Consider the following 21,876-nt stretch of genomic DNA (forward strand, 5'->3'; position numbering starts at 1 on the left):
GTTCACAACCTAGCGGACGACCACCGGTGGCCCGGCGGCGAAGGGCGACGAGTCACTCGGCGTGCGGCGACGCCGCCACCTCGGTGCCGTCCGGCAGCGTGGAGATCACGAAGTCGGCGAAGACGTTCGGCGCGACGCCCTGGAGCTGCCGCAGGCACTCGACCGCCAGCTCGCGGATCTCCACGTCGGCGTGCTCGGTGGCGCGCATCTTGACGAAGTGCCGCCAGGCCCGGTAGTTGCCGGTCACCACGATCCGGGTCTCGGTCGCGTTCGGCAGCACGGCCCGGGCCGCCTGGCGGGCCTGCTTACGGCGCAGCGTCGGGTTGGGCTCGTCGGTGAAGCGGGCCTCCAGCCCCTCCAGCAACTCGGTGTACGCCCGCACCGCCGCCTCGGACGCCTCGACGAACTTCTTGTGCAGCTCGGGGTCGTCGGCGATCACCGCCGGCTCGACCATCGCCGCGTCCCGCTCGGGGACGTAGCGCTGGGAGAGCTGCGAGTAGGAGAAGTGCCGGTGCCGGATCAGCTCGTGGGTGAACGAGCGGGAGACGCCGCTGAAGTAGAAGCTCACCGAGCCGTGCTCCAGCACGCTCAGGTGGCCGACGTCCAGGATGTGTGCCAGGTAGCCGGCGTTCGTCGCGGTCGCCGGGTTTGGCTTCTTCCAGCTCTGGTAGCAGGCCCGGCCGGCGAACTCGGCGAGGGCCTGACCGCCGTCGGCGTCGGTCGACCACGGCACGTCGTCCGGCGCCTGGAACTGGGTCCACGCGATCAGCTTGACCTGGGGCTGCACCATCTCCGGCATGCCGAGGACTGTAGTTGCCCCCGGCCCGGCGGGGGAAATCGGCCACGCGGTCGACCAGGAGGCACTCCGCCCACGCGTGTCCAAGCTCTCGCCCCGGCGTCCCGCCCGGGCCGGACTCCTCGGCAGAGTGCCTTTCGAGCTGAGTCGTCGGTGATATCGCCGGCCCGCCCCCGTTACGCGGCGGCGGCCTGTCCGGACCGTTGTCTCCACCGCTCCGCCGGGCCCGGCGCCGCTCCCTCCGGAAGGTCGGGCACCGGACGACAGCACCGACGTCGGTACGGCGGAGCACGACGGACGAACGGCCGACCACGACATCGGCACCGCCGAGCGCGACCTCGGGAATGGCCGACCCCGACATCGGCATCGCGACGCGCGACGTCGGCACGGCCCGGCGCACGTAGGGCCCGGCGCAACGTCGGCACGGGTCCGGCGCAAGTTAGGCACGGCCCGTTGCAACGTTGCTCCTCCCGGCGCGGCATCGGCATCGGCATCGGCATCGGCATCGGCATCGGCATCGGCATCGGCGATATCACCAACGACTCAGCTCGAAAGGCACTCCGGAGCCAGCATCGCTGTCATCCCAGCACCGCCGTCCCCCACAGCACCGCCGTCGCCCACAGCACCGCCGTCACCCCGGCACCGCCGTCACCCCAGCCACCGCCGTCGCCAACCCAGCCACCGCCGTCGCCCCGGGTGCGCGCCCGGCGGCCCAGGTGGCTCGGCGGCACCGCGCGAGCCGGCCGCGCGGGCGAGCCCGTCAGACGTAGAGCGAGGGGAACGGCGCCCACGGCAGGTTGCGGACCACCGAGAAGACCGCCCAGGCGGCCAGGAAACCACCGATCACCTTGGGGCTGAAGCGCGGCTCGGGCAGCCGCCACCCGAACGCCCGGTTGCCGGCCCAGGCGGCGAAGAGCCAGGCCAGGAACGGCAGCGCGAAGACGAAGAGGAAGTGGTGCCGGGCGGCGGCCGGCAGGTCGCCGTGCAGCACGTACCAGAGGGCGCGGGTGCCGCCGCACCCCGGGCAGTCCAGCCCGGTGGTGAGCTTGAGCAGGCAGGTCGGCCGGGCGTCCGGGTCGCTCTGGGTCGGGTCACTGATCAGCGCGTATGCCATGCCGAGGCCGACGCAGCCCAGCGCCGCCAGCGGCACCGCCCAGCGCGGGGCGCGGGCGTGCAGGCGCAGCACCATCCGGGTGAACCGGTCGGGCTCGACCGGCGGATAGGGGTGGTGCGGGTGCGTCTCCGGGTGCGGGTCGGTCACGGTGGCAGGCCGGTCAACGCTCGTCACGCGCTCACCGTACACCCGCCACGCCCACCAACGCGGCGGCCAGCGGCGCGGCCAGGTCACCGGCGGCCGGCGGGGCGACCGCGTCCAGGCCGAGCCAGCCGGCGAGCCGGTAGAGCTCGGCGGCGAGCGCCACCGCCGTCTCCCCCGGGTCGGCGCCCGGCTCCACCCAGGCGGCCGGCACCAGCAGCGCGCCGGCCTTCCGGTCGGCCTTGAGGTCGACCCGTGCGGTGAAGCGCTCACCCTGGCGGAACGGCAGCACGTAGTAGCCGTGGACCCGCTGCGGCGCCGGCACGTAGATCTCGATCCGGTAGGTGAAGCCGAACAGCCGCTCGGTGCGGCCCCGCTCCCAGACCAGCGGGTCGAACGGGCTGACCAGCGTGTTGCCCCGCACCCAGCGGGGCAGCCGGGCGTCGGCGTGCAGGTAGGCCGGCTGCCGCCAGCCCTGGACCGTGACCGGGGTCAGCTCGCCCGCCTCGACCAGCTCGGCGACCGCGCGCCGGGCGCCGGCGACCGGCAGCCGGAAGTAGTCGCGCAGCTCCGGCTCGGCGGCGACGCCGAGCGACCGGGCCGCGATCGACACCAGGGTGCGGTGCGCGTCGGCGTCGGCGGGGGTGGGCGCGTCCAGCACGGCGGCCGGCAACACCCGCTCGGGCAGGTCGTAGCGGCGGGCGAAGGAGTTGGTGCGGTCGGCCGCGGTGACCTCGCCGGCCCAGAAGAGAAACTCCAACGCCCGTTTCACGGCGGACCAGTTCCAGCCCCAGTTGCCGGTCTCACGCGGCGCGTCGTGCTCGATCTCGGCGGCGGTGAGCGGCCCTCGGGCGGCCACCTCGTCGCGCACCCATGCCACCAGCTCGGGCTGCTCCTCGGCGATCCGGCGCATGCCGCCCCAGGCCTCGTCGCGCGCCTTGGCCATCCGCCAGCGCAGCGCCGGGTGCAGCCGCACCGGGACCAGCGACGCCTCGTGCGCCCAGTATTCGAACAGCTCCCGCGGACGGCGGTAGGCCGCGGTGTCGAGCAGGGCGGTCGGGTAGGGGCCGAGGCGACTGTAGAGCGGCAGGTAGTGCGCGCGTTGCAGCACGTTGACCGAGTCCATCTGGATCAACCCGACCCGGTCGAGCACCCGGCGCAGGTGTCGTCGGGTGGGCACGCCGGCGGGCGCCGGGTCGGCGAAGCCCTGGGCGGCCAGGGCGATCCGCCGGGCCTGGGCGAGGGAGAGCGATTCCGGTACGGCCATCGTGGGCGACCCTAATCCAGCCCTCCGACATCACCCGGGAGCGGCGGCTGGACTGTTCGCCCGTCGGGGCATAGAACGGACAGGTGCTCACCATTCGCCGGGAGGAGCCGGACGACGCCGAGGCGATCGCCCGGGTGCACATCCACGGCTGGCAGGCCGGCTACGCCGGGATCATGCCCGACGAGGTGCTGAACCGACTCAACCCGCGCGCCTGGGCGCAGCGGCGTCGCGACCTCGGCACCGCCGACCCGGACCACCCGTTCACCACGCTGGTCGCCGAGGACGACGGCCTGGTCGCCGGGTTCACCACGTTCGGGCCGTACCGGAACAACCAGGACCGCGGCGACCTGGACCCGGCGCACGGCGAGCTGCTGGCGATCTACCTGGAGCCGGCGTACTGGGGTTCGGGCGTCGGTCGGACGCTGCTCACCGCGGCACGCGCCGGCCTGGCCGAGCGGGGCTGGACCGGCTACCGGCTCTGGGTGCTCGCCGACAACGCGCGGGCCCGCCGCTTCTACGAGCGGGCCGGGCACTCACCGGACGGCGAGGAGTCCGCCTATCCGGTGCCGCTGGCCGGCGGACGCACCCCGGTCCTGCTCCGCGAGCTGCGCTACACCGCCCGGCTCGACGACTGACCCCGCCGGCCCGTCGGAACGCACCGGCGTCGCCCAACGCCGGATCGGCAGGCCGAGCAGCAGCGCCAGGCTGATCCAGACGTACGTGTTGCTGCCCAGGAAGCCGTCCACCCCGGTGAAGTCCTTCTCCCAGGACCAGACGATCCGGCTGCACAGCAGCGCGTAGCCGACCAGGGCGGCGGCCAGCAGCAGACGGCGGCGTCGGCCGCGCGCGGCCATGCCGTTGTCGACCAGCAGGATCAGCCCCGGCAGCAGCCAGACCAGGTGGTGCACCCAGGTCACCGGGCTGACCAGGCACATCACCGCGCCGGTCAGGGCCAGGCCGGTGGCCTCGTCGCCGGCGGCCACCGCCCGCCGGCACCGCCAACCCCAGATCACCAGCGTCACGAGTACGAGCAGCAGCCAGGCGATCGTGCTCGGGTGCTGCGGGTCCAGCCGGGCGACCACCCCACGCAGCGACTGGTTGGAGACGAAGGCCAGCTCACCGACCCGGTCGGTGTTCCACAGCGCCTCGGTCCAGAACTCCCGGGAGGCGTCCGGGAACAGACCGGCGGCCACCAGCGTGGCCACGGCGGCGGTGCCCACCGCGGTCGCGGCGGCCCGCCAGCGGCCGGTGACCAGCAGGTAGACGATGAAGATGCCCGGCGTCAGCTTGATCGCGGTGGCCAGTCCGATGCCCACGCCGGCCCAGCGGTTGCGCGCCGGCAACAGCCACAGCAGGTCCACCGCCACCAGGAAGAGCAGCAGCATGTTGACCTGGCCGAAGTTGACCGTCTCGCGCATCGGCTCGTACGCGGCGGCCAGGCAGAGCGCCACCGCGAGGGTGAACCAGCGGGTCCAGCCGGACCGGCGGGCCACCGGGTCCAGCAGCCACCAGATGACCACGGCGCTGACCAGCACCGTCGCGGTCACGCTCACCACGATCGCGGCGTTCCACGGCAGGTACGCCATGGGCAGCATGACCAGCGCGGCGAACGGCGGGTAGGTGAAGCCGTACTGGGTGCCGGCCTTGAGGAAGTCGTAGATCTCCCCGCCGTCGTGCACCCAGAAGGTCAACGCCCCGTAGTAGACGTTGAGGTCGAAGAAGCCGTGCCGCACCGCCGCCACGGAGAGGAACACGGTGACCGCCGCGGCGAGCGCCGCCACGGCGGCGACCTGCGCGATCGTCCGCCCGGCACCCTGCGCCACCGTCACCCTCCTCGCCCTGCGTAGGCTCACGTGCCATGGCTGCAGGCTACGTCCGCCCCGCGCGTCCCGAGGACGTCGCCGAGATCGCACGCATCCAGCTCGCGACCTGGCGGGTCGCGTACCGCCGGATCCTGCCCCGGCACGTGCTCGACAACCTGGACGAGGCCTACCTGGCCCGGCGGTGGAGCGCGGCGGTGCAGGAGCCGCCCTCGGGCGCGCACCGGGTGCTGGTCGCCGTCGAACAGGCCGCGCAATCCTATCTGGTGGGGTTCGCCGCCTCCGGTCCGGCCGACGCCGAGGCGCTCGCCCCGGGCGAGCCGGCCGACGCCCTCGCCTCGGGCGTGGTGGCGGTGACCGACCTGCTGGTCGAGCCCCGATGGGGCCGGCGGGGGCACGGCAGCCGGCTGCTCGCCGCCGCCGTCGAGCACTGGCGTACCGACCGCTTCACCCGGGCGGTGGCCTGGGCGTTCGACGCCGACGCGGCGACCCGGGCGTTCCTCGGCTCGACCGGCTGGGAGCCGGACGGCGCGACCCGGGCGCTGGACGTGGACGACATGCTGGTTCCCCAGCTCCGGCTGCACGTGGCCGTTCCCGACGAGGCGGCGACGGACCCGGAGGGGTCTCCCGCCGACCGATGAGTTTCCGCCCCGGCACCGGTCCGACCCTGGTAGGCACGACACAGGCCAGAGTGAGGAGCGGATCATGTTCGGCGACACGAAGGCGTTCAGCGGGTTCTCGGTGGACGACCCGGACCGGGCGCAGCGCTTCTACGCCGACGTGCTGGGGCTGCGGGTCTCCCGGGACGACGACATGGGCGGGATCCTGACGCTGCATCTGGCCGGCGACCGGCCGGTGCTCGTCTACCCGAAGCCCGACCACCGCCCGGCGAGCTACACCGTGCTCAACTTCCCCGTCCCGGACGTCGACCGGGCGGTCGACGGGTTGGTCGCGCGCGGCGTACGGCTGGAGCGGTACGACGGCATGCCGCAGGACGACAAGGGGATCATGCGCGGCAACGGGCCAACCATCGCCTGGTTCACCGATCCCGCCGGCAACGTCATGTCGGTCATCGAGGAGAGCTGAGCCGGCGCGCTGGCGGTCCCGGCACGGGGCGGGACCGCCAGCGCGGATCAGCCCTTGTCCGCGCCCTCGTTGGCGCCGCGCACGAAGTAGCGCTGGAAGATGACGAAGAGCACCGCCACCGGGATGGTGGCCAGCAGCGCCGCGCCGAGCTTCAGCGGATACTGGGTGCCCTTGCCGAGCGAGCCGCTGACCAGGTCGGCCAGTCCGCGCGGCAGCGTGAACAGATCCGGGTCCTGGACCGAGACGAGGCTGTGCGGGAACTCGTTCCAGGATCCCTGGAACGACAGGATGGTCAGCGTGATCAGCGCCGGCCGGGCCATCGGCAGCACCACCGACCAGAACGTGCGGAAGACCCCGGCGCCGTCGATCCGGGCCGCCTCCTCGACGCTGACCGGGATCGACTCGAAGAACTGCTTCATGATGAACACGCCCGCCGCGTCGGCGAGCAGCGGCACGATCAGGCCGGCGTAACTGTCGTAGAGGCCGATCTGCTTGAGCACCAGGAACTTCGGGATCAGCAGCACCACGCCCGGCACCGCCATCACCGCGATGACGGCGGCGAACAGCCCGGCCCGGCCCCGGAACCGCAGCCGGGCCAGCGCGTAGCCGGCGAGCGAGTCGAAGAACACCCGGCCGAGCGTGACCAGCACGGTGACCAGCAGCGAGTTGCCGAGCCAGAGCGGGAAGTTGGTGCCGGAGAAGATCCGCTCGAAGCCGGCCAGCGTGAGCGGGTCGGGGAACGGCGACAGCGGGTTGGCCGCCGCGTCCGGCTCGGTCTTGAGCGAGTTGCCGAGCTGGATCACGAACGGGTAGAGGAAGACCAGCCCGAAGAAGATCAGGACCGCGTACCCGAGGACGCGGTTGACCCGGGCGCGCGTCCCGCGGTCGCCGCGGCGGGCGACGGGCGCCGGCCGGTCGGTCAGCACGGCCATGTCAGGACCCCTCCGGTACGCGTCGACGCCACCACCGGCCGCGCCGGGGACCGTCCCGGTCGGCCATCAGCCGGCGCTGGAACAGGGTGAGCAGGATGATGATCAGGAACAGCACGAACGAGATGGCCGCGCCGGAGCCGTAGTCGAAGTCCCGGAACGCGGTCCGGTACGACAGGTACGCCGGGGTGAGCGTGGTCTTGGCCGGGTCGCCCTGGCTCATCACGTACACCTGGTCGAAGACCTGCCAGGAGCCGATCAGTCCCAGGGTGACCACGAGGAACGTGGTGGGCTTGATCAGCGGCAGGGTGACGTAGCGGAAGCGCTGCCAGCGGCTGGCGCCGTCGAGCGTGCTGGCCTCGTCCAGCGCCACCGGCACGTTCTGCAGGGCGGCCAGGTACATCAGCATGAACGTGCCCGAGGTGGTCCAGATGACCAGGCAGATGATCGACGTCATGGCGACGCTCGGCCCGGAGAGCCAGTCCCACCAGGTCAGCCCGAGCGGGCCGCCGGAGGTGAGCGCGGCCGGCGGCTCGTTCATCCCGAACGCGCCGAACAGCAGGTGCAGCACGCCCCGACCGTCGGCGAACCACTCGGGGCCGTCGAGACCGAGCAGGCCGAGCAGCCGGTTGACCGCGCCGGAGTTGGCGAACAGGAAGAGGAACACCACGCTGATCGCCACCGAGCTGGTGACCGACGGGAAGTAGAAGGCGCTGCGGAAGAAGCCCTTCCCCTTGAGCAGCCGGTTGTTCACCACCAGGGCGAGACCGAGGGCGAGCACGGTCTGCACCGGCACGACGATCCCGACGTAGTAGATGTTGTTGCGGATGGCGGTCATGAAGTCGCGGCGGGCGAGTCCGTCCTCGGTGAACAGCCGCGAGTAGTTGTCGCCGCCGACGAACGGCACGTCGCCGGTGAACGGGCTGCCCTGGCCGTTCCAGTCGGTGAGGCTCACCCAGAGCGCCATCAGGATCGGCAGCAGCAGGAAGAGCCCGAGGATCACGATCACCGGCGCGACGAAGAGCCAGCCGGCGAGGTTCTCGTTGCCGCGGATACCGCCGCGGCGGCGGCGCGGCGGGCCGGCCGAGGCGGTGCCCGGCGCGGCGAGCGTGTCCGTTGCCACTCCCTCTCCCTTCCCGGGGGAGGTGAAAGGAAGGGCCCCCTCTTAACACCCGTCTGTTAACAAGGGGCCCCTCCTTACACCTCAGCCGCCGAGCGCCGCCTTGGCGTTCTTGTCGAAGTTGGCCAGGATGGTCTTCGGGTCGCCGGTGGCCAGGCCCTGGAGGCCGGCCTCCAGGTCACGCAGCACGCTGTCCATCTTCGGCGCGTTCACCGGACCCTGGGCGTACGCGGCGCCGTCGATGAACGGCTTGTCGGCCGGGAAGGCGCTGGTGTACTGGCCGCTGACGGACTGGCGGGACGGCATCACGCCGAACGCCTTGGCGAACGCCATCTGCTGCTCGCCGGCGGTCATCGCCTCGACGAACTTGATCGCCTGCTCCTTGTACTTGGACTTGGCGGCGATGCCCCAGCACTGGGTGAAGGAGAGCGTCCCCTGGCCCTTGGGACCGGCCGGCAGCGGGACGACCTTGTACTTCACCTTCGGGAAGTCGTTCTGCAGGGCGCCCTTGATCCAGTTGCCCTCGATGGTCATCACGGCCTTGCCCTTGCCGAACGCCTCACCGGACCAGCCGGAGTCGAGCTGCTTGGGGAACTTCGCGTAGCCGTTGGTGAGCAGCGACTTGACGTACTGGAGGGCCTGGAGGTTCTCCGGGGTGTCGGCGGTCGGCTGCTTGCCGTCGGCGCTCATCAGCCAGCCGCCGTTCTGCACCAGGAACGCGCCGATGCGGTCCCGGGTGTCGCCGAGCGCGAGCGCCACCTGGCCCTTCGCCTTGATCTTCTGGCTGACGGCGGTGAGCTGGTCCCAGGTGGTCGGCACGTCCGCGTCGGTCAGGCCGGCCTTGGTCCACAGGTCGGTGTTGATCTGGAGCGCCAGGGTGGAGAAGTCCTTGGGCGCGCAGTAGAGCTTGCCGTCGTAGGTGAACGCGGTGCGCAGGCTCTCGTAGAAGTCACCGGTGTTGCTCACCTTGTCGCCGTACGGCTCCAGCGCCCCGACGCTGGCGAAGTCCGCGAACCGGGCCGCGTCGACGTAGAAGACGTCCGGCGGGGTGCCGCCGGCCAGCGCCTGGCCGAGCTGCTGGGTGAGGTCCTGGGCCGGGGTGACGGTGGCGGTGTTGCCGGAGGAGCCGGCCCACTTCGCGGCGGCCTCCTGCACGGCCTTGGTCTCGGCGTCGCCGGAGGAGCCGATCAGGATCTGCAGGCTGGCCGGGCCGCTGGACTGCTTGGTGTCGCCGGCCGAGTCGTCGAAGCCGCTGCCGCAGGCGGCGGAGCCGAGCAGCGCGACGGCGGCGACGCCCGCCAACGCGGCCCGGGTGATCGTGCGAGGTGTCATCTGATTCTCCTGGTGGGGGATGGGATCACGCCGAGTGCCGCAGCACCAGCGAGGGACTCAGCAGCAGCTGGGGGTCGCGCTGCTGCCCGTCGAGCAGCCCGGTGAGCAGCTCGACGCAGCGGGCGGCGGCCTCACCGAGCGGTTGGCTGACGCTGCTCAGCCCGACCGCGGCGGCCACCGGGGTGTCGTCGAAGCCGACGACGGCGACGTCGGTCGCCGTCTCGCGCGCGGCCTGCCACGCGCCGAGCGCCAGCGAGTCGCTGGCGCAGACCACGGCGGTCGGCGGCGCGTCGAGGGCGAGCAACGCGCGCAACTCGCGCGCCCCCTCGGCGATGCCGTCCTCGGTGGCGCGGTCCGCCGCGGCGCCGTCCAGGCCGACCTCCGCCATCGTGGTACGCCAGCCGGCGCGCCGGTCGTCGCCGACGCCGGAGCCGGCGGGCCAGCCGAGGAAGGCGATCCGGCGGTGACCGGCGGTGAGCAGGTGCCGGGTGGCCTGGGCGGTGCCGGCGGCGCCGTCCACGTCGACCCAGGGGTGGGCGTCCGGTGCGTCCCAGGGCCGGCCGAAGGTCACGAACGGCACCTCGCGCTCGGCCAGCCACGCGGTGCGCGGGTCACCGTGCTTGGTGCCGGTGAGCACGAACGCGTCCAGGTCGTACGCGCCGAGCAGGGCGTCGTAGGTGGCGATCTCCTGGTCGTCGTCGCGGGCGGTGTAGAGCAGGACCCGGTAGCCGCCGGCGTCGGCGGTCTCGGTGAGGCCGTGCAGGAAGCGGTCGAGCACCGAGCCGTTGATGCCGTCCCGGGTGGGTTCGATGCGGACGGCGATGAGCCGGGACCGGCCGGTCCGCATCTGCCGGGCGGCCTGGTTGGCCCGGTAGCCGAGCGCCGTGATCGCCTCCCGTACCCGCTGCCGGGTGTCCTCGCGGACGATGTGCGGCGCGTTGAGCACGTTGGAGACGGTCTGCCGGCTGACCTGGGCGTGCCGGGCCACCGTCGCGATGGTTACCTTTTCTCCCACGAAATCCCTCTCGCCGCCTTGAACGATCCAATCCCGATGGGGCAGGATTAGAACGTTCAAAGTTTCTGGAATGTTTCGCACTTTGCACCGGCCGCGGTCATCTGTCAAGACGTCCGTCGCCACCGATCAGCACCAGGAGTCCCCTCGTGACCGAACGCCACCTCCAACCGCTGCTGCACGACCTGGTCGGCGTGGTGCACGCCCCCACGAGCGCGCTCGGCGACGCGGCCGGTCAGCTCCGGCCGCACGGCGTCCAGGGCGTCTTCCACGCCGACGCCCGGGTGCTCTCCCGCGCCGAGCTGCGCCTCGACGACCGCGAGCCGGAGTCGATCGGCGGCGGCGCGGTCGGCCCGCACGGCGCCCGCTTCGTCGGCCTGGCCCGCTGGCTCGGCGACCCCACCCCCGACCCCACCGTCCGTGTCGACCGCATCCGGCAGGCCGGCGCGCGCGGGCTGACCGAGGAGATCGTCGTGACGTCCACCGCCGCCGAGCCGGTGCGCACCACGGTCACCGTCGACCTGGCCTGCGACCTCGCCCCGGTCGAGCAGGTCAAGGCCGGCCACGCCGGCCAGCCGCTGGAGGCCAAGGCCGGGGAGCCGGGCCGGGTGCAGTGGGCCGCTGACGGCCTCACCGTGACCGTGACCGGCGCGGACGCCACCGTGGACGCCGCCGGCGAACACGCCGTCGCGCCGCGCCTGAGCTGGCCGGTCACCGTCGACCCGGGCGCCTCGGTCACGCTGCGCTGGCGGCTCGACGTCGCCGACCCACGGGCCGTGGTGAGCGCCGCGCCGGCCGCCGCGAGCTGGGCCGAGCCACGGGTCGACGCCGACGACCGCCGCCTGCTGCGGCTGCTCGACCGGTCCCTGGCCGACCTGCGCGGGCTGCGGCTGGCCGAGCCGGCACACCCGGAGGACGTCTTCCTCGGCGCCGGCGTGCCCTGGTTCCTCACCCTGTTCGGCCGGGACAGCCTCTGGGCCGCCCGGATGATGCTGCCGCTCGGCACCGACCTGGCCGCCGGCACGCTGCGGGTGCTGGCCCGACGGCAGGGCACCCGGGTCGACCCGGCCACCGGCGAGCAGCCCGGCAAGATCCTGCACGAGCTACGCCGCCACGAGCTGTCCTTCGACAACGGGATGCGGCTGCCGCCCGCCTACTACGGCACCGTCGACGCGACCATGCTCTGGGTCGGGCTGCTGCACGACGCCTGGCGCTGGGGCCTGCCCGCCGACCAGGTCGAGCCGCTGCTGCCGCATCTGGAGGCGGCGCTGCGCTGGCTCGACGAACACGCAGACGCCGACGGCGACGGCTTCGTCGAGTACATCGACACCACCGGCCACGGCCTGGCCAACCAGGGCTGGAAGGACTCCGGCGACGCGGTGCGCTTCCGGGACGCCCGACTCGCCGCGCCGCCGATCGTGCTGGCCGAGGTGCAGGGGTACGCGCACCAGGCCGCGACCAACGGCGCCGACCTGCTGGACGCGTTCGGCCGCCCGGGCGCGGACCGCTGGCGCGCCTACGCCGACCGGCTCGCCGAGCGGTTCCGCGCCGCGTTCTGGGTGGACGGTCGCCACGGTCCGCAGCCGGCGCTGGCGCTGGACCGGGACAAGCGCCCGGTGGACTCACTGACCAGCAACATCGGGCACCTGCTCGGCACCGGCCTGCTGTCGGACGCCGAGTCGACGCAGGTCGCGGCGCTGCTCTCCACCGAGGCGCTGGCCGGCGGCTTCGGCCTGCGCACCATGTCCACCGACGACGCCGGGTTCAGCCCGCTGTCCTACCACTGCGGGTCGATCTGGGCCCACGACACCGCGATCGTGCTCGCCGGGCTGGCCCGCGCCGGGCACCGCGCGGCCGCGCTGCGGCTCGCCGACGGTCTGCTCGCCGCCGCCGAGGCGTTCGACTACCGCCTCCCCGAGCTGTACGGCGGGGACGACCGGTCGGCCCTCGGTCGGCCCGTGCCGTACCCGGCGGCCTGCCGTCCGCAGGCCTGGTCGGCGGCGGCGGCCGTGCTGCTGCTCCAAGCCGGCCTGGGCGTCTACCCGGACGTGCCGAACGGCCGCGTCGACCTGCGCCCGTTGGCCGGGCCCGAGCTGGGCGCGCTGAGCGCGGCCGGCCTGCGGATCGCCGGCTCCCCGGTCACGGTCTCGGTCGACCACACCGGCCACCCCACCCTGACCGACCTCCCCGCCACCCTGCACATCCCCACCCCCCGGTCCCCCGCCGAAACCCCCCTCCCCCGCCCCTGATCCCCCAGCAGCCTCGCCACACCGGGCCCCGCCCCACCTCGTTGATCATGAAGTTGGCGGCAGTTTCGATCTCCCCCACCGCCGCCAACTTCATGATCGACCGGCCGCCCGGCAGGGAGGGGCGGCGATCAAGGGGTTTGCGTCGGGCGGCGTGGCGGGTTCTGACGTGAACTCCTTGATCACCGGTGGGAGGGCGACGGGCGGTGTGGGGTGGGGTGGGTTCGGGGAGGTCAGGGGGTGGGGAGTTCGGCTACCAGTTCGTCGTCCTCCATGTCGCCGGTGGGGTGGAAGCCCAGGGAGGTGTAGAGGGCGGCGGCCGGGGCGTTGTCCGGGTGGTAGCTGAGGCGGATCGGCTGGCCGGCCTCGGCCAACCAGGCCGTGAGCGTCCGCACCGTGGCGCGGCCCAGCCCCCGGCCCTGCTCGGCGGCGTCGATCACCATGCCGCCGATCCACCGCGAGCCGTCGTCGTCCACGCCCCACATGACGTGTCCCACCACGACGTCGTCGGCACACACGGCGAGCGAGTTCCACACGTCCGAGTGCATGGTGAGCAGCAGGTAGCGGGCGGCCAACGCCGCGACGAAGGCGCGCTGGTCGTCACGGGGCGCCACGTCCGCCACCGCCCGCCAGTTGTCGTCGTCCACCGGTCGCAGGCTCACCCGGCGGCCGAGCCGGTCGTGCTCTCCAGAGTCGATCATGGCGGTCAGCCTAGGGTCGGTCCCACCCGCCGGCCATCGGTTTCGCCGATATCGCGCCCCGACCGGCATGCCGGGGGACCGGCGGCGGTCGACCCACCGGCCCCGGGTCGGGACGGTCAGTCGGTCGGGGCGAGTGCGGCGCGGTCGAGGTACGGTCGCGGGTCGCCGGCGCCGAGTTCGGTGACGCCGGCGCTGTGCAGGGCGCCGATGGCCAGGGTGCGGCGTACCGCGGCGAAGGTGATCACGTGGCCGATGGTGCCGCCCAGCGTGTGGGTGGTCGGGGGCGTGCAGGTGGTGTCGACGAAGGTGTCCGCCAGGGTGCCGGCGGCCAGTGTCCGGGCAACGAAGTCCCGCCAGTCCCGCCCGGCGACCGCGTGCCGGGCGGCCAGGCCGCTCACCGACGTGTCGCTCTCGTCGGGCCACTCGCCGCCGCGCAGCGCCGAGAGCCAGTGCTCCTCCTGGGTGACCATCGCGTTGATCAGCGAGCGGAGCGTCGGCTGCTCGTCGATGGTCTCCACGGACACGGTGACGGGGCGGTCGAGCACCCGGTCGTCCAGGCGGCCGGCGCGGTCGATGATGGCGCCGAGTGTCTCGACGTGGTGGTCGACCAGGTGTTGGAGAACGTTCATCGGGGTCTCCTGACGTGCCGCCGGCAGCCGCAGGCCGCCGGGCGGTTGGAAGTGGACGCCGCTGGGGCAGGGCAGCTCCAGCTCGCGGAAGGTCAGCGGCGGGCGCCGCCGGACGGCGGTCGGGGCGAGGCCGTACGACCGCTGGAAGGCGCGGGTGAACGCCTCGTGCGAGCCGTACCCGGCCTCGACGGCGATGTCGAGGACGGTCCGGCCGCTGGTGGTGAGTCGGTGCGCCGCGCGTTCCAGGAGCAGCCGGCGGCGCAGCGCGCCCGGCGGTTCCCCGGTGGCCGCGGCGACCAGCCGGTCGAAGTGGAACCGGGACAGGTGGGCCCGAGCGGCCAGGCCGCCCGGGCTCGCCGCCGGATCGTCGAGCGCGGCCTGGAGGACGTCCAGGAGGCCGGTGAGTCCGTCGTTCCGGTTCATGCGCTCAGCCTGCACCCGCCGCGCGCGGCACCGCTTGATCGCCGTTGCGCACCCGCGGGCCGGCGGCCGACGCCGGCGCGGCGCGCGCTCAGTCCAGCAGGGCGTCCAGGCCGACGGTGAGGCCCGGCCGGCGGACCACCTCGCGTACGGCCAGCAGCACGCCGGGCATGAACGAGGCCCGGTCGTACGAGTCGTGCCGGATGGTCAGCGTCTCCCCGGTGGTGCCGAACAGCACCTCCTGGTGGGCGACCAGGCCGGTGGCGCGGACCGCGTGGACGCGTACCCCGTCGATGTCGGCGCCGCGGGCCCCGGCCACCTCGTCGCGGGTGGCGTCCGGGGCCGGGCCGAGGCCGGCCTCGGCGCGGGCCGCCGCGATCAGCCGGGCGGTGTGGGTGGCGGTGCCGCTGGGCGCGTCCAGCTTGCGCGGGTGGTGCTGCTCGACGATCTCGACCGACTCGAAGTGCCGGGCGGCGCGCGCCGCGAACTGCATCATCAGGACCGCGCCGATGCCGAAGTTCGGGGCGATCACCACGCCCACCCCGGGCCGGTCGGCGAGCCAGTCGCGCACCTGCGCCAGGCGCTGCTCGGTGAAGCCGGTGGTGCCGACCACGGCGTGGATGCCGCGCTCGACGCAGAAGCGCAGGTTGTCCATGACCGCGTCGGGGGTGGTGAAGTCGACGACCACCCCGGCCCCGGCGTCCGCGACCGCGATCAGGTCGTCACCCTGGTCGACGGCCGCGACCAGGTCCAGGTCGGGGGCGGAGTCGACCGCCTTGCAGACCTCCATGCCCATCCGGCCCCGGGCACCCAGCACGCCGACCCGGGCCGCCTCGGCCGGGCCCTTCTCCCGCACGTCAGTCACGGGGCACAACCTATCCCAATCGGGACGCCGCCCACGCCGCGGACCGACCAGCGGGACGCCGGTCAGCGCGTGAAGGCGCCCTCGTCGAACGGGCCGACCACGGCCAGCGACATCGGCCGGGCGAGCAGCTCGGCGGCGAGCTCGTTCACGTCGGCCAGGCTGACCGCGTCCACCCGGGCCAGCAGTTCGTCCACCGGCATCAGGTTGCCGTAGAGCAGCTCGCCCTTGGCCAGCCGGCTCATCCGGGAGCCGGTGTCCTCCAGCCCGAGCACGAACGAGCCCTTGCTCATCCCCTTGCCCCGGGCCAGTTCCGCCTCGGTGATGCCCTCGGCGGCCACCCGGGCCAGCTCGGCCCGGGTCAGGTCGAGCACCTCGTCCACCTTGCCGGGCGCGCAGCCGGCGTAGACGGCGAAGACGCCGCTGTCGGCGTACTGGCTGGCGTAGGAGTAGACCGAGTACGCGAGGCCGCGCTGCTCCCGGATCTCCTGGAACAGCCGGCTGGACATGCCGCCGCCGAGCACGTTGTTGAGCACGCCGAGCGCGAACCGCCGGTCGTCGGTGCGGTCGATGGCGGGGCAGCCCAGGATGACGTGGGCCTGCTCGGTCTCCTTCGGCTCGACGAGCGTGGTGGCCGGCTTCGTGCGTACCGCCGGGGAGGTCGACCGGTGCGTCGCCGGCGCGGCCGGGTCGGTGTCCAGCGGCGTGTCGCGCAGCGCCTGCCGGACCAGCTTGACCACGGCGGCGTGGTCGAGGTTCCCGGCGGCGGCGATCACGATCTGCGGCGGGACGTACCGCTTGCGGTAGAAGCCCTGGATCTGCCGGCGGGTCATCGGGGTGACCGTCTCCTCGGTGCCGGAGATGAGCCGGCCGAGCGGGTGATCGCCGTAGATCGCGCGGGCGAACAGGTCGTGCACCTCGTCGCCGGGCTCGTCGTCGTGCATGGCGATCTCTTCGAGGATGACCCCGCGTTCGGTCTCCACGTCCGGCTCGGCCAGCACCGAGTCGGCCACCGCGTCGCACATCACGTCGATGGCCAGCGGCAGGTCCTCGTCCAGCACGCGGGCGTAGTAGCAGGTGTATTCCTTCGTGGTGAAGGCGTTGGTCTCGCCGCCCACCGCCTCGATCTCGGACGAGATCTCCAGCGCGGTGCGCTTGCGGGTGCCCTTGAAGAGCAGGTGCTCCAGGAAGTGCGCGGCGCCGGCCTGCGGGCCGGTCTCGTCCCGTGAGCCGACCGCCACCCAGATGCCGAACGAGACGCTGCGCATCGCCGGGATCGCCTCGGTGAGCACGCGCAGCCCGCTGGGCAGCACGGTACGCCGGACGGTGCCGCCGAGTGGGTCGTCGCTGAGGGTGCGGGTGACCGCCCGTCCCGGCGCGGGGGAAGACGAACTCACGGGAACCTGCTCTCCGTACCACGAGGGGTGGGGAACGAACGACGGCTCCAGCCCGCGTGCGCGACCTGGAGCCGTGGGCCGGCCCGGGCGACGCACGTCGCCCGGGCCGGTCGGTCGATCAGCTGTGCCGGGTCCGGCGACGCGGACGGTCGCCGCCCTCGCCACCCTCGGAGCGACGCTCGCCGCCCCGGTCACCGCCGCGCTCGCCGCCGCGGTCGCCCCGGTCACGCGGGCCGCGGTCGCCGCCACGGTCCCGGCCGGCCGGACGCTCGCCACCGGCGGCCTCACCGGCGGCCGGCGCCTCGGCGCCCTCCGGACGGATCTTGTCCAGGTAGATCTTGCCGCGCGCGTCGATGTCGGCGATCTCGACCTCGACCTTGTCGCCGACGTTGAGGAAGTCCTCGACCTTCTCGACCCGCTTGCCGTCGCCCACCTTGGAGATGTGCAGCAGGCCGTCGCGGCCCGGCAGGAGCGAGATGAAGGCGCCGAACGCGGCCGTCTTCACCACGGTGCCGAGGAACCGCTCCCCCACCTTCGGCAGGGTCGGGTTGGCGATGCCGTTGATCCGGTCCACCGCGGCCTGGGCCGACGGGCCGTTGGTCGCGCCGACGTAGATCGTGCCGTCGTCCTCGATGGAGATCTCGGCGCCGGTCTCGTCCTGGATCGCGTTGATGGTCTGGCCCTTCGGGCCGATCACCATGCCGATCTTGTCGACCGGGATCTTGACGGTGGTGACGCGCGGCGCGTAGTCCGACATCTCGGCCGGGGCCTCGATGGCCCGCTGCATCACGTCGAGGATGGTCTGCCGGGCCTCGTGCGCCTGCTGGAGCGCGGCGGCCAGCACGTCCGACGGGATGCCGTCGAGCTTGGTGTCGAGCTGCAGCGCGGTGACGAAGTCACGCGTGCCGGCGACCTTGAAGTCCATGTCACCGAACGCGTCCTCGGCGCCGAGGATGTCGGTCAGCGTCACGTACTGGGTCTTGCCGTCGACCTCGTCGGAGATGAGGCCCATGGCGATGCCGGCGACCGGCGCCTTCAGCGGCACACCGGCCGAGAGCAGGCCCAGCGTCGAGGCGCAGACCGAACCCATCGAGGTGGAGCCGTTGGAGCCGAGCGCCTCGGAGACCTGCCGGATGGCGTACGGGAACTCCTCGCGCGACGGCAGCACCGGGATCAGCGCCCGCTCGGCCAGCGCGCCGTGGCCGATCTCGCGGCGCTTCGGCGAGCCCACCCGGCCGGTCTCACCGGTCGAGTAGGGCGGGAAGTTGTAGTTGTGCATGTAGCGCTTGCGGTTCTCGGGGGACAGCGTGTCCACCATCTGCTCCATGCGCAGCATGTTCAGCGTGGTGACACCCAGGATCTGGGTCTCGCCGCGCTCGAACAGCGCCGAGCCGTGCACCCGCGGCAGCACGCCGACCTCGGCGGTCAGCGGGCGGATGTCGCGCGGGCCGCGGCCGTCGATGCGGACCTGCTCACGCAGCACCCGGTTGCGGACCTCGGACTTGGTCAGCGAGCGGAACGCGGCGGACAGCTCCTTCTCGCGGCCCTCGAACCGACCGCCCAGCTCCTCGGCGACCTTGGCCTTGATCCGGTCCAGGGCCTCCTCGCGGTCGGCCTTGCCGGCGATCTTCAGGGCCTCGGTGACGTCGGCGCGGGCCACGTCGGCCACCGCGTCGTACACGTCGTCCTGGTAGTCCAGGAACACCGGGAACTCGCTGACCGGCTTGGCGGCCACCTCGGCCAGCTCGCTCTGCGCGCGGCACAGCTCGCGGATGGCCGGCTTGGCGGCCTCCAGGCCACTGGCCACGATCTCCTCGGTCGGCGCGGTGGCGCCGCCCGAGATCAGGGTCACCGCGTGCGGGGTGGCCTCGGCCTCGACCATCATGATCGCGACCTCGCCGTCGGGCAGGGTGCGACCGGCGACGACCATGTCGAAGGTGGCGCGCTCCAGCTCCTCCAGGGTCGGGAAGGCGACCCACTGGCCCTCGACGTGCGCGACCCGGGTCGCGCCGATCGGGCCGGAGAACGGCAGGCCGGAGAGCTTGGTCGACATGGAGGCGGCGTTGATGGCCACCACGTCGTACGGGTGCTGCGGGTCGAGCGCGAGCACGGTCTCGACGACCTGGACCTCGTTGCGCAGGCCCTTGACGAACGAGGGGCGCAGCGGCCGGTCGATCAGGCGGCAGGTGAGGATCGCGTCCTCGCTGGGCCGACCCTCACGGCGGAAGAACGAGCCGGGGATCCGGCCCGCGGCGTACATCCGCTCCTCGACGTCGACGGTCAGCGGGAAGAAGTCGAACGACTCACGCGGCTGCTTGCCCGCCGTGGTGGCGGAGAGGACGACCGTCTCGCCGAGCTGGGCGACGACGGAGCCGGCGGCCTGCCGGGCCAGCCGGCCGGTGGAGAAGGTGATCTCACGGGTGCCGAAGGACCCGTTGTCGATCACGGCGGTGCGGGATTCGGTGCCGAGGTTGGTCTCGGTCATGTGCTGTGGTGCTCCTTCGCGTCGTCGGCCGACGACACGGGAACTGCTCAGGCGGCCGGTCTTCGATCGAAGCGCCCGGGTGGGCCGGCTTGGTGCCGGGGCTCCCGGGGGCCACTACCGGAGACCGGTGCTGACCGGCTCCCTCTCGGGTCGTCGCGCGGCCGGTTTCTTCTGGTGGTACGGGAACGGGGGAGCGGCCGAGCGGCCACTCCCCCGTCACGTCATCGGCGCAGGCCGAGCCGCTCGATGAGCGACCGGTAGCGGTTGATGTCCTTCTTCTGGACGTAGTTGAGCAGCCGACGGCGCCGGCCGACCAGCAGCAGCAGCCCGCGGCGGCTGTGGTGGTCGTGCTTGTGCACCTTCAGGTGCTCGGTCAGCTCCGCGATCCGCTTGGTCAGGACCGCGACCTGCACCTCCGGCGAACCGGTGTCGCCCTCGGCGGTCGCGTACTCCTGGCGGATCTTGGCCTTGGCTTCCTGGTCGAGCGCCATGTTCTCCCTGTTTCGTGGGTCGTTCGATGAGGTCCGTCGGAGCGGTCGTGGTGACCGGTGCGACGGCCCGGTTCCTCGCACCCGCGGCGTCGTGCAGGCACGCGAGGCCCCCGTCGGTCAGCCGACGTCTTCCCCACCTTACCAGCCCCGACCCGGACCGGCCGGTCAAGGTCCGCCGAGCGGGTCAGGACACCGCCCGGCGGGTCCGCTCCACGTCCTCGGAGATCTGGGCGACCAACGGCTCGATCGCGTCGTACGTCCGTTGCTCGCGCAGGTGGGCCACGAAGTCCAGCGCCAGCCGCTCGCCGTACAGGTCGCCGCTGAAGTCCAGCGCGTACGCCTCGACCCGACGCTCCCGCCCGGAGAACGTCGGGTTCGTGCCGATCGAGACCGCCGCCGCGAGCGGGTCGCCGCCGCGGCGCACCAGCCGGGCCGCGTACACCCCGTCGGCGGGCACCGCCGCGTACCGGTGGGTCAGCAGGTTGGCGGTCGGGTAACCCAGCTCACGCCCGCGCTGGTCGCCGCGGACCACCACGCCCTCGACCCGGTGCGGACGGCCCAGCGCCGCCGCCGCCGCGCGCACGTCGCCCGCGTCGACGCAGGACCGGATGTACGTGGAGGAGAAGACCGTGCCCGCCTCGGCGACCAGCGGCGCCCCCTCCACGGCGAAGCCGAAGGTGCGGCCCAACCGCTCCAGCAGGGCCACGTCGCCGGCCGCCCGGTGCCCGAACCGGAAGTTGTCGCCGACCACCACCAGCGCGGCGTGCAGGTGCTCGACCAGGATGTCGTGCACGAACGCCTCGGCCGGCAGCCGGGAGAACTCCGGGGTGAACGGCACCACGCAGAGCACGTCGGCGCCGAGCGCCTCGATCAGCTCCGCCTTGCGGGCCGGCTCGGTGAGCACCGCCGGGTGCGAGCCGGAGCGGACCACCTCGGCCGGGTGCGGGTCGAACGTCACCACCACCGACTTGACGCCCAGTTCACGGGCGCGCGCCACGGCATGACCGATGGTGGCCTGGTGCCCCTTGTGCACGCCGTCGAAGACGCCGATGGTCACCACCGAGCGCCCCCAGCCGCCGGGCGCCGCCTCGTACCCCCGCCACCGCTGCATGCCGCTCCTCCCCTGTCCGCCCGCGCGCCGTCAGGCCGGGGCCAGCACGATCTCCGCGCGGGCCCGTCCGTCCCGCTCGCTGACGATAGCGATCAGCCCGCCGGCCGGGCCGAAGACCGCGTACGGCCCGGCGATCCCCACCGGGGCCAGCGGCCCGCCGTGGGAGAGCACCCGGGCCTCCTCGGCGGTGGCGTCCCGGCGCGGGAAGTAGCGGTCGGCCGCCGCGTCCAGCGACAGGTTCACCACCTCCGGGGCGCGCTCCTCCAACTGGTCGAGCGTGGCCGCCTCGGCCAGCGTGAACGCGCCGACCGAGGTGCGGCGCAGCGCGGTGAGGTGCCCGCCGACCCCGAGCGCCACGCCCGCGTCGCGGGCCAGGGCCCGGATGTACGTCCCGGACGAGCAGGTGACGTCGACGTCCACGTCGACCACGTCCGGGGTGTCCCGGCGGATCGCCCACACATCCAGCCGGGAGACGGTCACCCGGCGGGCGGGCAGCTCGACGGTCTCCCCGTCGCGGACCCGCTTGTACGCCCGCCGTCCGTCGATCTTGATGGCGCTGACCGCGCTGGGCACCTGGTCGATCTCGCCGGTGAGCACGGCCAGCGCGGCGCGTACCGCCTCGTCGGTGACCGCGCCGGCCGGGGTGCTCGCGACCACCTCGCCCTCGGCGTCGTCGGTGACCGTGGACTGCCCCAGCCGGATCGTCGCGGTGTAGCTCTTGCCGGCGCCGATCACGTAGGTCAGCAGCCGGGTCGCCCGGCCCACCCCGATCACCAGCACGCCGGTGGCCATCGGGTCCAGGGTGCCGCCGTGGCCCACCCGGCGGGTGCGGGCCAGTCGCCGCACGCGGGCCACCACGTCGTGCGACGTCATGCCGCCGGGCTTGTCGACCACGATCAGACCGTCTGCGCTCACGA

21 protein-coding genes are annotated in these 21,876 nt (G+C 73.2%); 4 read left to right on the forward strand and 17 right to left on the reverse strand.

Going from position 1 to position 21,876, the window contains the following annotated elements; translation table 11 throughout:
- Window positions 1-52: 52 nt before the first annotated feature.
- From thyX to COO58_RS18345, 4 genes are all read right to left on the reverse strand, one after another.
- A complete protein-coding gene (gene thyX / locus COO58_RS18335) occupies window positions 53-790 on the reverse strand; it encodes an FAD-dependent thymidylate synthase (protein ID WP_091579874.1) in 738 nt (245 codons plus the stop codon).
- Between the two features lie 584 nt (window positions 791-1,374).
- Window positions 1,375-1,527 (reverse strand): hypothetical protein, encoded by a 153-nt coding sequence (locus COO58_RS30270; RefSeq protein WP_176558837.1) that lies wholly within the window; start codon window positions 1,525-1,527, stop codon window positions 1,375-1,377.
- 29 nt (window positions 1,528-1,556) lie between these two features.
- Window positions 1,557-2,099, reverse strand: coding sequence for a DUF2752 domain-containing protein (locus tag COO58_RS18340; RefSeq protein ID WP_091583990.1), 543 nt, complete (start codon window positions 2,097-2,099; stop codon window positions 1,557-1,559).
- Complete coding sequence (locus COO58_RS18345; RefSeq protein WP_091579878.1) at window positions 2,089-3,318, reverse strand: winged helix-turn-helix domain-containing protein; 1,230 nt, start codon at window positions 3,316-3,318, stop codon at window positions 2,089-2,091. The genes COO58_RS18340 and COO58_RS18345 overlap by 11 nt, the downstream gene beginning before the upstream one ends.
- Window positions 3,319-3,401: 83 nt before the next feature.
- Between COO58_RS18345 and COO58_RS18350 the strand changes: the two genes are divergently transcribed.
- Window positions 3,402-3,953, forward strand: a complete 552-nt coding sequence (locus COO58_RS18350; protein WP_091579882.1) for a GNAT family N-acetyltransferase — start codon at window positions 3,402-3,404, stop codon at window positions 3,951-3,953.
- Here the strand turns inward: COO58_RS18350 and COO58_RS18355 are convergent.
- Window positions 3,852-5,141 carry a glycosyltransferase family 87 protein gene (locus COO58_RS18355; RefSeq protein ID WP_091583993.1) on the reverse strand — a complete coding sequence of 430 codons (1,290 nt, stop codon included), beginning with the start codon at window positions 5,139-5,141 and terminating at the stop codon, window positions 3,852-3,854. The two genes, COO58_RS18350 and COO58_RS18355, sit on opposite strands and share 102 nt — an antisense overlap.
- Before the next feature lie 35 nt (window positions 5,142-5,176).
- Between COO58_RS18355 and COO58_RS18360 the strand changes: the two genes are divergently transcribed.
- On the forward strand, window positions 5,177-5,779 hold the full coding sequence (locus COO58_RS18360; protein ID WP_091579886.1) for a GNAT family N-acetyltransferase: 603 nt from the start codon (window positions 5,177-5,179) through the stop codon (window positions 5,777-5,779).
- 64 nt (window positions 5,780-5,843) lie between these two features.
- Window positions 5,844-6,224, forward strand: a complete 381-nt coding sequence (locus COO58_RS18365; RefSeq protein WP_091579890.1) for a VOC family protein — start codon at window positions 5,844-5,846, stop codon at window positions 6,222-6,224.
- 47 nt (window positions 6,225-6,271) lie between these two features.
- On the opposite strand, the gene COO58_RS18370 is transcribed toward COO58_RS18365, so the two are convergent.
- From COO58_RS18370 to COO58_RS18385, 4 genes are all read right to left on the reverse strand, one after another.
- A complete protein-coding gene (locus COO58_RS18370) occupies window positions 6,272-7,156 on the reverse strand; it encodes a carbohydrate ABC transporter permease (protein WP_091579895.1) in 885 nt (294 codons plus the stop codon).
- A gap of 1 nt (window position 7,157) precedes the next feature.
- Window positions 7,158-8,276 (reverse strand): carbohydrate ABC transporter permease, encoded by a 1,119-nt coding sequence (locus tag COO58_RS18375; protein ID WP_091579899.1) that lies wholly within the window; start codon window positions 8,274-8,276, stop codon window positions 7,158-7,160.
- 81 nt (window positions 8,277-8,357) lie between these two features.
- Window positions 8,358-9,605, reverse strand: a complete 1,248-nt coding sequence (locus tag COO58_RS18380) for an extracellular solute-binding protein (RefSeq protein WP_091579903.1) — start codon at window positions 9,603-9,605, stop codon at window positions 8,358-8,360.
- A 25-nt stretch (window positions 9,606-9,630) separates the two neighbouring features.
- Window positions 9,631-10,620 (reverse strand): LacI family DNA-binding transcriptional regulator, encoded by a 990-nt coding sequence (locus tag COO58_RS18385; protein WP_091579907.1) that lies wholly within the window; start codon window positions 10,618-10,620, stop codon window positions 9,631-9,633.
- Between the two features lie 146 nt (window positions 10,621-10,766).
- Between COO58_RS18385 and COO58_RS18390 the strand changes: the two genes are divergently transcribed.
- Window positions 10,767-12,866, forward strand: a complete 2,100-nt coding sequence (locus COO58_RS18390) for a glycogen debranching N-terminal domain-containing protein (protein WP_098745901.1) — start codon at window positions 10,767-10,769, stop codon at window positions 12,864-12,866.
- Between the two features lie 230 nt (window positions 12,867-13,096).
- Here COO58_RS18390 and COO58_RS18395 read toward each other — a convergent pair whose 3' ends face one another.
- The 8 genes from COO58_RS18395 to truB form a co-directional block, all read right to left on the reverse strand.
- Window positions 13,097-13,564, reverse strand: coding sequence for a GNAT family N-acetyltransferase (locus tag COO58_RS18395; RefSeq protein ID WP_091579915.1), 468 nt, complete (start codon window positions 13,562-13,564; stop codon window positions 13,097-13,099).
- Window positions 13,565-13,680: 116 nt separating this feature from the next.
- Window positions 13,681-14,616, reverse strand: a complete 936-nt coding sequence (locus COO58_RS18400; RefSeq protein ID WP_098745903.1) for a helix-turn-helix domain-containing protein — start codon at window positions 14,614-14,616, stop codon at window positions 13,681-13,683.
- A gap of 88 nt (window positions 14,617-14,704) precedes the next feature.
- Window positions 14,705-15,478 (reverse strand): 4-hydroxy-tetrahydrodipicolinate reductase, encoded by a 774-nt coding sequence (dapB, locus tag COO58_RS18405; RefSeq protein ID WP_091579922.1) that lies wholly within the window; start codon window positions 15,476-15,478, stop codon window positions 14,705-14,707.
- A gap of 62 nt (window positions 15,479-15,540) precedes the next feature.
- Window positions 15,541-16,872: a pitrilysin family protein gene (locus COO58_RS18410; protein WP_091583997.1), complete on the reverse strand. Its 1,332-nt coding sequence runs from the start codon at window positions 16,870-16,872 to the stop codon at window positions 15,541-15,543.
- 118 nt (window positions 16,873-16,990) lie between these two features.
- Window positions 16,991-19,357, reverse strand: a complete 2,367-nt coding sequence (locus tag COO58_RS18415) for a polyribonucleotide nucleotidyltransferase (protein WP_091579925.1) — start codon at window positions 19,355-19,357, stop codon at window positions 16,991-16,993.
- Window positions 19,358-19,578: 221 nt separating this feature from the next.
- Window positions 19,579-19,848 carry a 30S ribosomal protein S15 gene (rpsO, locus tag COO58_RS18420; protein WP_013284678.1) on the reverse strand — a complete coding sequence of 90 codons (270 nt, stop codon included), beginning with the start codon at window positions 19,846-19,848 and terminating at the stop codon, window positions 19,579-19,581.
- 184 nt (window positions 19,849-20,032) lie between these two features.
- Window positions 20,033-20,959 (reverse strand): bifunctional riboflavin kinase/FAD synthetase, encoded by a 927-nt coding sequence (locus COO58_RS18425; RefSeq protein WP_098745905.1) that lies wholly within the window; start codon window positions 20,957-20,959, stop codon window positions 20,033-20,035.
- A 30-nt stretch (window positions 20,960-20,989) separates the two neighbouring features.
- Window positions 20,990-21,874 (reverse strand): tRNA pseudouridine(55) synthase TruB, encoded by an 885-nt coding sequence (gene truB, locus COO58_RS18430; RefSeq protein WP_098745906.1) that lies wholly within the window; start codon window positions 21,872-21,874, stop codon window positions 20,990-20,992.
- Window positions 21,875-21,876 lie beyond the last annotated feature (2 nt).

Source organism: Micromonospora sp. WMMA1996 (assembly GCF_002573675.1).
GTDB lineage: Bacteria > Actinomycetota > Actinomycetes > Mycobacteriales > Micromonosporaceae > Micromonospora > Micromonospora sediminicola.